The 12,590-nt window shown below is 67.0% G+C and carries 14 protein-coding genes; 12 read left to right on the top strand and 2 right to left on the bottom strand.

The genetic code is table 11. From position 1 onward, the window contains the following. Positions 1-17 precede the first annotated feature (17 nt). The 3 genes from ST3T6A_RS0110820 to ST3T6A_RS0110830 all read left to right on the top strand — a co-directional run bounded on the left by ST3T6A_RS0110820 (position 18) and on the right by ST3T6A_RS0110830 (position 1,852). Positions 18-341: a hypothetical protein gene (locus tag ST3T6A_RS0110820; RefSeq protein ID WP_019832941.1), complete on the top strand. Its 324-nt coding sequence runs from the start codon at positions 18-20 to the stop codon at positions 339-341. 53 nt (positions 342-394) lie between these two features. Further along, positions 395-622 (top strand): hypothetical protein, encoded by a 228-nt coding sequence (locus tag ST3T6A_RS0110825; protein ID WP_019832942.1) that lies wholly within the window; start codon positions 395-397, stop codon positions 620-622. A gap of 102 nt (positions 623-724) precedes the next feature. Further along, the gene (locus ST3T6A_RS0110830) at positions 725-1,852 is read left to right on the top strand and encodes an acyl-CoA dehydrogenase family protein (protein ID WP_019832943.1); all 1,128 of its coding nucleotides are present in this window, start codon (positions 725-727) and stop codon (positions 1,850-1,852) included. 61 nt (positions 1,853-1,913) lie between these two features. Here ST3T6A_RS0110830 and clpA read toward each other — a convergent pair whose 3' ends face one another. After that, on the bottom strand, positions 1,914-4,232 hold the full coding sequence (gene clpA, locus ST3T6A_RS0110835; protein WP_019832944.1) for an ATP-dependent Clp protease ATP-binding subunit ClpA: 2,319 nt from the start codon (positions 4,230-4,232) through the stop codon (positions 1,914-1,916). 137 nt (positions 4,233-4,369) lie between these two features. Next, positions 4,370-4,567: a DUF1192 domain-containing protein gene (locus ST3T6A_RS21165; RefSeq protein WP_083937528.1), complete on the bottom strand. Its 198-nt coding sequence runs from the start codon at positions 4,565-4,567 to the stop codon at positions 4,370-4,372. Positions 4,568-4,615: 48 nt separating this feature from the next. Here ST3T6A_RS21165 and ST3T6A_RS0110840 point away from each other — a divergent pair, with 48 nt between their 5' ends. The 9 genes from ST3T6A_RS0110840 to queA all read left to right on the top strand — a co-directional run bounded on the left by ST3T6A_RS0110840 (position 4,616) and on the right by queA (position 12,584). Further along, positions 4,616-5,641: an NAD(P)H-quinone oxidoreductase gene (locus ST3T6A_RS0110840; protein ID WP_235785779.1), complete on the top strand. Its 1,026-nt coding sequence runs from the start codon at positions 4,616-4,618 to the stop codon at positions 5,639-5,641. A gap of 96 nt (positions 5,642-5,737) precedes the next feature. Continuing rightward, entirely contained in the window at positions 5,738-6,355 is a 618-nt protein-coding gene (locus ST3T6A_RS0110845; RefSeq protein ID WP_019832946.1) for a glutathione S-transferase family protein, read from the top strand. Positions 6,356-6,471: 116 nt separating this feature from the next. Continuing rightward, positions 6,472-7,152: a DUF1013 domain-containing protein gene (locus ST3T6A_RS19925; protein ID WP_019832947.1), complete on the top strand. Its 681-nt coding sequence runs from the start codon at positions 6,472-6,474 to the stop codon at positions 7,150-7,152. Positions 7,153-7,322: 170 nt separating this feature from the next. Then, on the top strand, positions 7,323-9,017 hold the full coding sequence (locus ST3T6A_RS19930; RefSeq protein WP_083937467.1) for an AMP-binding protein: 1,695 nt from the start codon (positions 7,323-7,325) through the stop codon (positions 9,015-9,017). Positions 9,018-9,048: 31 nt separating this feature from the next. Then, positions 9,049-9,297: an exodeoxyribonuclease VII small subunit gene (locus tag ST3T6A_RS0110860; protein ID WP_019832949.1), complete on the top strand. Its 249-nt coding sequence runs from the start codon at positions 9,049-9,051 to the stop codon at positions 9,295-9,297. Continuing rightward, complete coding sequence (locus ST3T6A_RS0110865) at positions 9,287-10,204, top strand: polyprenyl synthetase family protein (protein ID WP_019832950.1); 918 nt, start codon at positions 9,287-9,289, stop codon at positions 10,202-10,204. The genes ST3T6A_RS0110860 and ST3T6A_RS0110865 overlap by 11 nt, the downstream gene beginning before the upstream one ends. Continuing rightward, positions 10,201-10,725, top strand: a complete 525-nt coding sequence (gene coaD / locus ST3T6A_RS0110870) for a pantetheine-phosphate adenylyltransferase (protein WP_019832951.1) — start codon at positions 10,201-10,203, stop codon at positions 10,723-10,725. Before ST3T6A_RS0110865 ends, coaD begins: the two co-directional genes overlap by 4 nt. 88 nt (positions 10,726-10,813) lie before the next feature. Further along, complete coding sequence (locus ST3T6A_RS0110875; protein ID WP_019832952.1) at positions 10,814-11,530, top strand: peptidylprolyl isomerase; 717 nt, start codon at positions 10,814-10,816, stop codon at positions 11,528-11,530. Between the two features lie 22 nt (positions 11,531-11,552). Beyond that, complete coding sequence (gene queA / locus ST3T6A_RS0110880) at positions 11,553-12,584, top strand: tRNA preQ1(34) S-adenosylmethionine ribosyltransferase-isomerase QueA (protein ID WP_019832953.1); 1,032 nt, start codon at positions 11,553-11,555, stop codon at positions 12,582-12,584. Positions 12,585-12,590 lie beyond the last annotated feature (6 nt).

The following is a 12,590-nucleotide window of genomic DNA, read 5'->3' on the forward strand; positions in this document are numbered from 1 at the left end:
CGGGAGAGACAGGGTCTATGAGAGTCGCGGCCATTCTGGCGCTGGCGTGGCTTGCCGGCTGCCATAAGGCGGAGCGCAGCCATGCGATCACGGCGCACGCGCCCGCGTCGGCACCCGGTGCGAAGCCGGGGGCACCGGCCGCGCCGCCTCCGGCCCAGACCTACACGCTGCGCGGGCTGCTGTCCGACCCGCAGGTCTTCCCCGACCTGAAGCAATGCGAGGAGGCGCTGAACACCAACGCCGCCGCGATGGACATCGTCGCCAACGGCAGCAGCGCCCAGCTCCGTTGCGTTCCCACCCAGACCGATCTTGCGACCGCGGTGAACAATCAGGGCCATTGAGCCCCGGTCAGCCGTTGCTATGAAGGCGGCGGTGCCGGGAAAAGGGGAAGGCCTTGCTTCGTAGTTTCGTCCTGCTGGTGGTGGGAGCGCTACTCGGCGCGGCCCTGTTCCATCTCTATTATGTCGGGCTGAGCCCGGAGAAGCGCTGCGGCTGGGATCATCCGTTCGACGATCGGGCGAAGGCGCTGTGCAGCGAGCCCGCGCCTGCTGCCGCGGCCGCCGGCTATGGCCGCAAGGCGCGCCATGATCTGGACGGGTTGATCGACAACGTCTCGAACTAGCGGGTGACGTGGCTGCCTTTACGTCGGCCTGACCAGCGATGTCGTCATTGATCGCGCGGATGGCGCGTGGCAGGCAGCCTCCAACGATCCATTGGAGAGACGATGATCCTGGGAGAGATGCAGACGGCGATCCGCGATTCCGTGCGTGACTTCGCGCAGGAGCGCATTCGCCCGAACAGTCAGGCCTATGAGGCGGCGGGCGGCTATCCCGCCGGGCTGTTTGAGGAGCTGGGCGGCATGGGCCTGCTCGGCATGACGGCGCCCGCCGGGTTCGGCGGCGCGGAGGCGGATTATGTCTCCTACGCGCTCGCGCTGATGGAGATCGCGGCCGCCGACGGGGCGCTCTCCACCATCGTCTCGATCCAGAACTCGATCATGGTGTCCGGCCTGCTCAAGGACGGGAGCGAGGCCCAGAAGGCGCGCTTCCTGCCCGACCTCATCTCCGGCCGCATGATCGGCGCCTTCGCGCTGACGGAGACGGATGCCGGCTCCGACGCTTCCGCTATCCGTACACGCGCCACGAAGGTCGAGGGGGGCTGGAGGCTCAACGGCTCCAAGCAGTTCATCACCTCGGGCCGCATCGCGGGCGTGACGATGGTGATCGCCGTCACCGATCCGGAGGCGGGCAAGAAGGGCATCTCAGCCTTCCTCGTGCCCACCGACACGCCCGGCTACGTCGTCGACAAGGTGGAGCATAAGCTCGGGCAGGGCGCGTCCGACACCTGCGCGCTGCGCTTCGAGGACTGCTTCGTGCCCGACGAGCTGCTGCTGGGCGCGGAAGGGCGCGGCTATTCGATCGCGCTTTCCAATCTGGAAGCTGGTCGCATCGGCATTGCGGCGCAGTCGATCGGCATGGCGCAGGCGGCGCTCGATATCGCGGTTGCCTATGCCAAGGATCGCAAGTCGATGGGGCAGGCGATCATCGCGCATCAGGCGGTCGGTTTTCGCCTGGCGGACCTCGCGGCGAAGCTGGAGGCCGCGCGGCAACTCGTGCTCCACGCGGCGAGCCTCAAGGACGGCGGGCTGCCTTGTCTCAAGGAAGCGTCGATGGCCAAGCTGGTCGCCTCCGAGATGGCCGAGGCGGTCGTGTCGGGCGCGATCCAGACGCTGGGCGGCTACGGCTATCTGGAGGAGTTCGGCCTTGCCAAGATCTATCGAGATGTCCGGGTCTGCCAGATCTACGAGGGCACATCGGATATCCAGCGCATGGTGATCGCGCGGGCGCTCTGACGGAAACGGCCGGGCATCGCTGCCCGGCCGCTCCGATCGTTCGAGGCTTTAAGCGAAAGCGTCAGGCTTTCACCCTCGGCTTCTTGGCCTTGCCGCCACCCTTGCCGGCCTTGGGCGCGGCCGCGGTGATCTCGAAGGCGAGCGCGTCGTCCTTCAGCTTCACGCGGACCTCGCCGCCATGGACGAGCTTGCCGAACAGCAGCTCCTCGGCGAGCGGCTGCTTGATCTTCTCCTGGATCAGGCGGCCCATCGGGCGGGCGCCATAGAGCTTGTCATAGCCCTTGGCGGTCAGCCAGTCGCGCGCATCCTCTTCCAGCACGATGTGGACGTCGCGGTCGGCGAGCTGGAGTTCGAGCTGGAGCACGAACTTCTCGACGACGCGGGCGACCACCTCGGTCGGCAGATAGCCGAAGGGCACGATCGCATCGAGGCGGTTGCGGAATTCCGGCGTGAACATCTTCTTCACGGCCTCCTCGTCCTCGCCCTCGCGGGTGAGGTTGCCGAAGCCCAGCGACTCACGCGCCATGTCGGACGCGCCGGCGTTGGTGGTCATGATGAGGATGGTGTTGCGGAAATCGACCGTCTTGCCGTGGTGGTCGGTCAACTTCCCGTTGTCCATCACCTGGAGGAGGATGTTGAACAGATCGGGATGCGCCTTCTCGATCTCGTCGAGCAGCAGCACCGAGTGGGGCTGCTGGTCCACCGCGTCGGTGAGCAGGCCGCCCTGATCGTAGCCGACATAGCCCGGAGGCGCGCCGATCAGCCGCGAGACGCTGTGGCGTTCCATATATTCGGACATATCGAACCGCTGGAGCGGGATGCCCATGATCTCGGCGAGCTGGCGCGCCACCTCCGTCTTGCCGACGCCCGTCGGGCCGGAGAAGAGATAGTTGCCGATCGGCTTGTTGGGCTCGCGCAGGCCCGCGCGGGACAGCTTGATCGCGGACGCCAGCGTCTCGATGGCCTTGTCCTGCCCGAAGACGACGCGCTTGAGATCGGTCTCCAGCGTCTCCAGCACCTTCTTGTCGTCGGCGCTGACGGACTTCGGAGGGATGCGCGCCATCGTCGCGATCACCGCCTCGACCTCGCGCGTGCCGATCACCTTCTTGCGGCGGCTTTCCGGCAGCAGCATCTGCATCGCGCCCGCCTCGTCGATCACGTCGATCGCCTTGTCGGGGAGTTTGCGGTCGTTGATGTAGCGCGCCGACAGCTCCACCGCCGACTTGATGGCATCGGCCGTGTAGCGCAGGTGGTGGTGCGCCTCGAACGAGGGCCGCAGGCCGGTGACGATCTTGATCGTGTCCTCGACCGAGGGCTCGTTCACGTCGATCTTCTGGAAGCGCCGGAGCAGCGCCCGGTCCTTCTCGAAATGGTTGCGGAACTCCTTGTAGGTGGTCGATCCGATGCAGCGGATCGCGCCGCCCGAGAGCGCCGGCTTGAGAAGGTTCGACGCATCCATCGCGCCGCCCGAGGTGGCGCCCGCGCCGATCACGGTGTGGATCTCGTCGATGAACAGCACGGCGTGGGGCAGCTTCTCCAGCTCGGCCACGACCTGCTTCAGACGCTCCTCGAAATCGCCGCGATAGCGGGTGCCGGCGAGCAGCGCGCCCATGTCGAGCGAGTAGATCACCGCTTCGAGCAGCACGTCGGGCACCTGCCCCTCGATGATCTTGCGGGCGAGGCCTTCCGCGATGGCGGTCTTGCCCACGCCCGGATCGCCCACATAGAGTGGGTTGTTCTTCGAGCGGCGGCAGAGGATCTGGATGGTGCGGTCCACCTCGGGGCCACGGCCGATCAACGGATCGACCTTACCCTCCTTCGCCTTCTCGTTGAGGTTGACGGTGAACTGCTTCAGAGCGCTGTCGCCCTTCTGCTTGGGCTCGGCCTTCTGGGTTTTGTCTTCCTCGGAGCCCTTCACCTCGCGTGCCTCCGTCGCCTGACCGCCCTTGCCGATGCCGTGGCTGATGAAGCTCACCGCATCGAGCCTCGTCATGTCCTGCTGCTGCAGGAAATAGACCGCATAGCTTTCACGCTCGCTGAACAGCGCGACGAGGACGTTGGCGCCCGTCACCTCTTCGCGGCCCGAGGACTGCACATGGAGGATGGCGCGCTGGATCACGCGCTGGAAGCCCGAGGTCGGCGAGGGATCGGTTTCCTGATCGGTCTTCAGGGCATCGAGCTCGCTGTCGAGATAATGCGTGACGGCATCGCGCAGTTCGGTGAGCTCCACGCCGCAGCCGGTCATCACCTGCGCCGCATGTTCGTCGCCGACGAGCGCGAGGAGAAGATGCTCCAGCGTCGCATATTCGTGCCGCCGGGTGCTCGCCGCGGCCAGCGCGTTGTGGAGGGTGGTTTCAAGTTCGCGAGCGAAAGAGGGCATTGTCGATCAACTCCTGGGCGCACCCGGCCGATGAGCGGGGGCCGTCTCGACAATGTCGGGGCGGTTGCCCGTTTCATCAAGGATCACCGTCCCGCCGCAGGGCCGGAAAGTTCGGCCGGGAGAGGGGCGGAGGGTCCTCATCGTTTAAATAGAGCGTCCGCGCTTGCGCGGTGGTTAACCGCTGTTTGGATTTTTTCTTTGATGCGTGCGATCTCGGCTTCCAGCGCGGCGACCCGCGCCTCAAGCTCCCCGACCGACATTGGATCGAGGTCCTGACGGCCGAGCGCGACGATGGGGTCGTCCATGCGCTTGGGCAGGAAATCTTCCGTATCCATCCCCTGAACGTTGACCCGAAACGGGCCGCTGTCAATAAACCCCCTCGCATGTTTGACCAAAAGGGGACGGGTGTGGCCGAGCTGCCGGAACGGATGATCGCGATCGACCCCGAGACGGCGGGCGGACCGGAGGTTCTCGTCCCTGTCGAACGGCCGGTGCCGCAGCCGGGGCCGGGCGAGGTGCTGATCCGCGTGAAGGCCGCCGGCGTGAACCGGCCGGACGTGCTCCAGCGCAAGGGCCATTATCCGCCGCCGCCGGGCGCGCCTTCGATCTTCGGGTTGGAAGTCGCCGGGATCGTCGTCGCGACGGGCGAGGGGGTGGACCCGTCGATGCGCGCGCAGCCGGTGTGCGCGCTGGTCGCGGGCGGGGGCTATGCCGAATATTGCGTCGCGCCGGCCGGGCAGTGCCTGCCGGTGCCGCCCGCGATCTCGATGGTTGAGGCGGCGGCCTTGCCCGAGACGGTCTTCACGGTGTGGTCCAACCTGTTCGAGCGCGCTTATGCGATCGAAGGCGATACGGTGCTCGTCCATGGCGGGACGAGCGGCATCGGCACGACCGCGATCCTGCTCGGCAAGCTGTTCGACCTGACCGTCATCGTCACCTGCGGCTCGGCCGAGAAATGCGCGCGGGCGGTCGAGCTCGGGGCGGATCATGCGATCAACTACAAGACGCAGGACTTCGTCGAGGAGGTGAAGCGCATCACCGGCGGCAAGGGCGTGCAGGCGGTGCTCGACATGGTCGGCGGCGACTATGTGGCGCGCAACCTCGCCTGTCTCGCGGAGGATGGGCGGCATGTGACGATCGCGGTGCAGGGCGGCGTGAAGGCGGAGGTCAACCTCGTGCAGGTGATGACCCGCCGGCTGTCGATCACCGGCTCGACGCTCCGCGCGCGGGATACGATCTTCAAGGCGCTGGTGGCGGACGAGCTGCGCCGCAACGTCTGGCCGCATGTCGCCGAGGGGCGGCTGAAGCCGGTGATCGACTCGGTCTTCCCGCTGGCGGGGGCCGCCAAGGCCCATGCCAGGATGGAGGGCGGCGATCATGTCGGCAAGATCGTGCTGGAGATCGCCTGATCCATAAGGAGGGCTGATCGATCGGAGTCGCAAAACCGCGTGTCTCCGGGCGCGCGGCTGCCCTAGGGAGCGGGCGACCATCAGGGAGGGGCGAACATGGAAAAGCTGGTTCTTCACGAGGATTCGGACTCGGGCAATTGCTACAAGGTCCGTCTGGTGGCGGCGCATCTGGGGCTTCCGCTCGAACGCCGCGACTATGACACGCTGAAGGGCGAGACCCGGACGCCCGAGTTCCTCGCGAACGTGAACGCCAATGGCCGCATCCCCGTGCTCCAGATCGACGACCGCTTCCTGCCGGAGAGCAGCGCCGCCTGCTTCTATCTGGCGGACGGATCGCCCTTGATCCCGGAGGATCGCTTCGATCGCGCCGACATGCTGCGCTGGATGTTCTTCGAGCAGTATAACCACGAGCCCAACATCGCGACGCTGCGCTTCTGGATGGCGTTCGTCGGCGAGGATCGGCTGAGCGAGGCGCAGAAGGCGCTGATCCCCGCCAAGGTCGCCGCCGGGAACGCCGCGCTGGCCGTGATGGACGAGCATCTGCGGACGCGCGACTTCTTCGTCGGCGGCCGCTTCACGCTCGCCGACGTGGCGCTTTATGCCTACACCCATGTGATGGAGGGCGGCGGGTTCGATCGGCGGTCTTATCCGGCGGTGGAACGCTGGCTCGATCGGGTGGCGGCGCTGCCCGGTCATGTCCTGATCGATGGGTGATAACAGCGCCTTGCCCTAGGCCGCGCTCCACGGTACATTCCCGAAACGCAGAGGCCGCTCCCGTGTGGGGCGGCCCTTTCTTTATCCATCGGAGAGCAACCGTGTCCCAGCCGCTCATGCCCCATGCGACCGCGTCCTGGCTGGTCGACAATACCGCGCTCAGCTTTCAGCAGATCGCCGAATTTTGCGGCCTCCACATCCTCGAAGTCCAGGCGATCGCGGACGACACCGCCGGCATCAAGCTGGCCGGCCGCGATCCCGTCCGTGCGCACGAACTGAGCATGGACGAGATCGAGAAGGGCCAGGCCAACCCCAACTACAAGCTCCAGATGGCCAAGGGCCCGGAGCAGGCGCGCCGCACCAAGGGCCCGCGCTACACGCCGGTGTCCAAGCGTCAGGACAAGCCGGACGGCATCGCCTGGATCATCCGCAATCATCCGGAAGTGTCGGACGGCGCGATCGGCAAGCTGATCGGCACCACTCGCACCACCATCGCGGCAATCCGCGACCGGACCCACTGGAACATCGCCAACATCACGCCGAAGGATCCGGTGACGCTGGGCCTCTGCTCGCAGCGCGAGCTGGACGCGGCGATCTCGAAGGCCGCCAAGGCCGCCGGTCTCGAGGCGCCGGTCGACGATCGCCTCTCGGGCGACCGTGCCGCGCTGATCGAGGAGTTGCGCGCCCAGCGTGACGCGGCCCACCGCGTGTCGGGCGAAGCCGAGGACGGCGAAGGCGCGCCCGCGCGGCCGACCTACAGCCTGCCGGAAGGCGTGGTCGATCCCTTCAAGCGCTGACGAAATCAGGAAGCGGGTGATATCGCGAGATGTCGCCCGCTTCCGTCCGGTAGCCAGCGGGTCGAGGCTGATTTAATATATTGATTTCCGAATAGCTTTTCTTTTCGGGTCCGATACTTTTTTGCCCGGAATTGCTTCCGCCGTTTCGATCGCTCGGTTATGTTCACCGCATGATGACTGCGGGGGATCGTCTGGGCGGTTCGGTCTGTCATTCGGCGGATGGGTTCGTTGACCTTCGCCCCCTCTCCTTGCCCGACATGCTGGAGCGGGCAACCGCCGCGGCACCCGACGCGCCGCTGATCGATTTCTTCGGGCGCGTCTTCACCTATCGCGAAATGGCGGCGCTCGCCGGCCGGGTGGCGACCGGGCTTGCCGAACTCGGCATCAGGCCGGGGGATCGTGTCGGCCTCTATCTTCCCAATGTGCCTTATTATGTGGCGGCCTATCATGGCGCGCTGAGGCTCGGCGCGGTGGTGGTGAATCTCTCGTCGGGAAGCTCCATGGAAGAGCTGCGCCGTCAGATCGGGGATTCCGGCGTGCGCGTCGTCTTCACGCTGGCGGCGACGGGCTTCCTGCCCAAGGCGATGGGCCTGCTGGCGGATAGCGCGCTGGAATGGCTGGTGGTGGGGTCGCTGTCCGGCTGCCTGACCAGCGGCAAAGCCTTTTTCCAGCGGTTTTTCGGCCGGGGGCTGCTGCCGATGCCGCCTTCGGACGGCCGCGTTTCCTCCTTCGACGAGCTGGTCGCCAATAGCGGTTCGGTGCCGAGGATCGGGGTCGATCCCATGCGCGACGTGGCGCTGATCCAATATTCGTCCGGGGAGGGCGCGGCGCGAGGGGCGGAGTTCACGCATCAGGCGCTATCGGCGAACGCGCGGCAGATGGGCCTTCTCTGCCCATGGCGCGGCACGCAGCGGCCGGAATCAGACGAGCGGATGATCTGCGCGCTGCCGTTGTCGACGATCTTCGGGCAAGGCTGCGTGCTCAATCGAATCGTCGTGAAGGGCGGCCAGATGGTGATGCTGTCCTTCTTTCGCCCGACCGAGACGATCGCCGCCATCCGGCGCACGCGGGCGAACTGCCTGCCTGCCACGCCGGCGATGCTGCGCGCGCTGCTTGGCCATCCGGGGCTGACCCGGATGGATCTGGCGTCGCTCGATCTCTGCATCGTGGTCGGCGCGCCATTGCCGCAGGCGCTGCGCGAGCGGTTCGAGCATTTCTCCGACGCGCAGGTGGTCGAGACATATGGGCTGACCGAGGCGGGGATCGTCAGCTGCAATCCGGTGGACGCGCGCGGCCGGCCCAGCCCGATCGACCGGGCGCTGCCGGCGACTCAGGTGGCGCTCGCCCATCGCGACGATCCGGAGCGGGCTCCGTCACCCGGCGAGCCCGGAGAGATCATCATTCGGGGGCCGCAGCTCATGCTGAGCTATCGGCGCGGCGGGACGCCGTTCGTCGAGCAGGAGGGGCGGCGCTGGCTGAGAACCGGTGATATCGGCTCGATCGATGCGGCGGGTCGCATCCATTTCGTCGATCATGTCGCGGATACGATCTCGGTGACCGGTTTCAGGGTCTATCCCAGCCAGATCGAGGCGATCCTGTGCCGGCATCCGGCGGTGGAGCAGGCGCTCGTTGCGGGCATGCCCGATCATTATGCGGGCGAGCTGCCCAAGGCGTTCGTCACGCTGGCCGAAGGCGCGTCGGCGACGCCGGACGAACTCAGGGGCTGGCTCAACGCTCGCGTGGGCAAGCACGAGCAACTGATCGACGTCGAAATCCGCGACATATTGCCGCGCGATCGCCGGGGCAGGCTCGATCGGCGGGCGGTGATCCGGCGGGAGAATGCTTTGCCGACGGGATCGGCTTGACCCGCCCGATACCCGTCGCCACAAGCGGCCCATGGCAGAAGATGGCGACCGCATCGCGGAATTGAGCTTCGAGGACGCGCTCAAGCGACTGGAGACGATTGTTCAGCAGCTCGAAAGCGGCGACGTGCCGCTTGAGAAGTCGATCGAGCTTTATGGGGAAGGCGACAGGTTGCGTGCGCAATGCGAGGCGCGGCTGAAGGCCGCCCAGGCCCGTATCGAACAGATCCAGATCGGCGCCGATGGCACGCCGGCCGCTTCCCGTCCCTTCGATGCCGAGTGATCCCGTGACCAAGCTCGCCTCTCCCTCGCTTCCCGACACCATGCAGTCCGTCGCGGCGGACATCGATGCCCTGTTCGATCAGGTGCTCGCGCTGCCCGGCGATCCGCGCGACGTGCTCTATGAGGCGATGCGCCATGCCGCGATCGGCGGCGGCAAGCGGCTGCGTCCGCTGCTCGTCTATGCGGCATCCAACCTGTTCAACGTCTCTCGCGGGAGCGCGCTGCGCGCCGGCCTGGCGATCGAATGCATCCACGTCTACAGCCTGATCCACGACGACATGCCGTGCATGGACGATGACGACATGCGCCGTGGCAAGCCGACGGTCCACAAGGCGTTCAGCGAGGCCGTGGCCGTGCTCGCGGGCGATGCGCTCCAGGCGTTGGCCTTCGAGGTGGTGGCCGATCCTGAGACGCATCCCGATCCCTTCATCCGCGCCGAGCTGGCGCTGGAGCTGGCGCGGGCGAGCGGCCCGTCGGGCATGGCCGGCGGCCAGATGATGGACCTCGAAGCGGAAGAAAACCGCTTCGACCTGCCGACCACTACGCGGCTTCAGCAGCTGAAGACCGGCGCGCTGATCGCCTTCTGCCTCGAAGCGGGCGCCATCCTCGGCCATGTGCCGCCGGAAGGGCGCCGGGGCCTGCGCGCCTATGCCCGCGACATCGGCCTTGCCTTCCAGATCGCGGACGACCTGCTCGACGTTGAGGGCGATGCGGCCGTGGTCGGCAAGGCGACGGGCAAGGATGCGGAGGCCGGCAAGGCGACCTTCGTGTCGCTGCTCGGCGTGGAGCGCGCGCGGCAGCAGGCTTCGATGTTGGTCGATCAGGCGATCGCTCATCTCTCGGCCTTCGGTGCCGAGGCGGATCTGCTGCGCGCCATCGCGCGCTATGTCGTGGAGCGCGATCATTGAGCCAGCGGGTCGGCATCTATCCGGGCACGTTCGATCCGGTCACTCTTGGCCATATGGATATCATCCGGCGCGCCACGACGCTGGTCGACCGGCTCGTGATCGGGGTGACGACCAACCCGTCCAAATCGCCGATGTTCTCGCTCGACGAGCGGCTGGAGATGGTCCGCCGGGAAACCGCCGGCCTCGGCCATGCCGCGATCGACGTGGTGGCGTTCGACAGCCTGCTCATCCACTTCGCGCGCCAGCAGGGCGCATCCGTGATCGTGCGCGGTCTGCGCGCCGTCGCGGACTTCGAATATGAGTATCAGATGGCCGGCATGAACCAGCAGCTCGATCGCGGGATCGAGACGGTGTTCCTGATGGCCGACGTCGCGCTTCAGCCGATCGCCTCGCGGCTGGTGAAGGAAATCGCGCTCTATGGCGGCGATATCCGCGCGTTCGTGCCCGGCGCCGTCGCCGAACAGGTGATGGAGCGGGTGGCGCGGATTGGCGTCAAGGGGAGTGTTCCGCTCGCTTCCTGACGTTCAGCGATAGGAAAGCGCCGCCGCTTCAGCTAGTGCATCGAAGATCATGACCATTACCCGCCGCATTTCGGAGCCCGGCCAACCTATGAGACTTGCGTTCGCCCTCGTCCTGACCGCCGCGCTCGCGCTCCACGCGCCTGTCGACGCGAAGAAGCCGAAGAAGCCGGTCATCAAGACGTCCGACATTCTGGCGGCCAACAATCTGAAGCCGTTCCTGCCGCCGGCACTGACGCCCGAGAACACCTGGGATCTCGATCTCTCGGATGGCGGCCGCGTGGTGATCCAGCTTCGCCCGGATCGCGCGCCCAAGATGGTGGAGCGGATCAAGACGCTGACCAAGCAGGGCTTCTACAACGGCCTGAACTTCCATCGCGTGATCGACGGATTCATGGCGCAGGGCGGCGATCCCAAGGGCACGGGCGAAGGCGGCTCGACGATGCCGGACGTGCCGGCCGAGTTTAACGATCTGCCCCACGTCCGTGGCGCCGTTGCCGCCGCGCGCTCGTCCGACGAGAACAGCGCGAACAGCCAGTTCTACATCATGTTCATGCCGAATCTGCGGCTCGACAAGCATTACACGGTGTTCGGCCGCGTGGTGGCGGGCATGCCCTATGTGGACGCCATCCAGCGCGGCGAGCCGCCGGCGAACCCGACCAAGATCGTCCGCGCCGTGATGGGCGACGATCCGGCCGCCAGCATGCCGCCGCCGGCGCTCCCGGCCGCGCCTGCGGTGCAGGCGCCCGCGACGTTGCCGTCCGGCCCGATGACGCCGCCGCCGGCCGGCTCGACGCCGCAGGGCTGAGGGTCCGCATCGGCGGAAGATCATGCGCGTAGAGCTGTTCGATTTCGATCTGCCGCCGGAGTCCATCGCGCTCCGGCCGGCATCTCCCCGTGACTCCGCGCGGATGCTGGTCGTGCGCGGAAGCGAGATGGCCGACCGCGTCATGGCGGACCTCGCCGACGAACTGCGGCCCGGCGATTGCCTCGTCTTCAACGACACGCGGGTGATCCCGGCGCAGCTCGAAGGTCTGCGCGGCGAGGCGCGGATCGGTGCGACCCTCCACAAGCGCGAGGGCGTGCGGACGTGGCGGGCCTTCGTTCGCAATGCCAAGCGGCTGAAGGACGGCGACCGGATCGCCTTCGGGGCGGACGTGTTCGCAACGGCGAGCGATCGCGGTGAGGACGGTAGCTGGCTCCTGAGCTTCGAGGGCGAGGAGCCGGTCGAGCTTCTGCTGGAACGGGCAGGGCGGATGCCGCTGCCGCCCTACATCGCCGCCAAACGCCCCACCGACGCGCGCGACGCGGACGATTACCAGACCATGTTCGCCAGTGAGCCCGGCGCCGTCGCCGCGCCGACCGCCGCGCTGCACTTCACGCCCGAGCTGATCGCGCGGCTGGGCACGGCCGGCATCGCGCACGAGACGCTGACGCTCCATGTCGGCGCGGGCACCTTCCTGCCGGTGAAGGCGGACGACACGGTCGACCACAAGATGCACGCCGAATGGGGGCGCATCGACGCCGCCACGGCGGATCGCCTCAACGCGGTGCGCGCCGGAGGCGGCCGCCTGATCGCGGTCGGCACCACCAGTCTGCGCCTGCTCGAAAGCGCGGCGGGCGAGGATGGAATCATCCGCCCGTTCGAGGGCGATACCTCGATCTTCATCACGCCGGGCTATCGCTTCCGTGCGATCGATGGGCTGGTGACGAACTTCCATCTGCCCAAGTCGACGCTGTTCATGCTGGTCTCCGCGCTGATGGGGCTGGAGACGATGCAGGCGGCCTATGCCCATGCCATCGCGGCGGGATACCGCTTCTACAGCTATGGCGATGGGAGCCTGCTGCTTCCGGGTGCTTGAAGGCTG

This window comes from Sphingomonas sp. PR090111-T3T-6A (assembly GCF_000383095.1).
Taxonomy (GTDB): domain Bacteria; phylum Pseudomonadota; class Alphaproteobacteria; order Sphingomonadales; family Sphingomonadaceae; genus Solisphingomonas.

What these genes read in the sequence shown, in the direction of transcription:
- ST3T6A_RS0110830 (WP_019832943.1), top strand. Translation starts at nt 725, where the DNA reads ATGATCCTGGGAGAGATGCAGACGGCGATCCGCGATTCCGTGCGTGAC.
- ST3T6A_RS0110875 (WP_019832952.1), top strand. Translation starts at nt 10,814, where the DNA reads ATGAGACTTGCGTTCGCCCTCGTCCTGACCGCCGCGCTCGCGCTCCAC.
- ST3T6A_RS19930 (WP_083937467.1), top strand. Translation starts at nt 7,323, where the DNA reads ATGATGACTGCGGGGGATCGTCTGGGCGGTTCGGTCTGTCATTCGGCG.
- ST3T6A_RS19925 (WP_019832947.1), top strand. Translation starts at nt 6,472, where the DNA reads ATGCCCCATGCGACCGCGTCCTGGCTGGTCGACAATACCGCGCTCAGC.
- ST3T6A_RS0110865 (WP_019832950.1), top strand. Translation starts at nt 9,287, where the DNA reads ATGCCGAGTGATCCCGTGACCAAGCTCGCCTCTCCCTCGCTTCCCGAC.
- queA (WP_019832953.1), top strand. Translation starts at nt 11,553, where the DNA reads ATGCGCGTAGAGCTGTTCGATTTCGATCTGCCGCCGGAGTCCATCGCG.
- ST3T6A_RS0110820 (WP_019832941.1), top strand. Translation starts at nt 18, where the DNA reads ATGAGAGTCGCGGCCATTCTGGCGCTGGCGTGGCTTGCCGGCTGCCAT.
- ST3T6A_RS21165 (WP_083937528.1), bottom strand. Translation starts at nt 4,567, where the DNA reads ATGGATACGGAAGATTTCCTGCCCAAGCGCATGGACGACCCCATCGTC.
- ST3T6A_RS0110845 (WP_019832946.1), top strand. Translation starts at nt 5,738, where the DNA reads ATGGAAAAGCTGGTTCTTCACGAGGATTCGGACTCGGGCAATTGCTAC.
- ST3T6A_RS0110860 (WP_019832949.1), top strand. Translation starts at nt 9,049, where the DNA reads ATGGCAGAAGATGGCGACCGCATCGCGGAATTGAGCTTCGAGGACGCG.
- ST3T6A_RS0110840 (WP_235785779.1), top strand. Translation starts at nt 4,616, where the DNA reads ATGTTTGACCAAAAGGGGACGGGTGTGGCCGAGCTGCCGGAACGGATG.
- clpA (WP_019832944.1), bottom strand. Translation starts at nt 4,232, where the DNA reads ATGCCCTCTTTCGCTCGCGAACTTGAAACCACCCTCCACAACGCGCTG.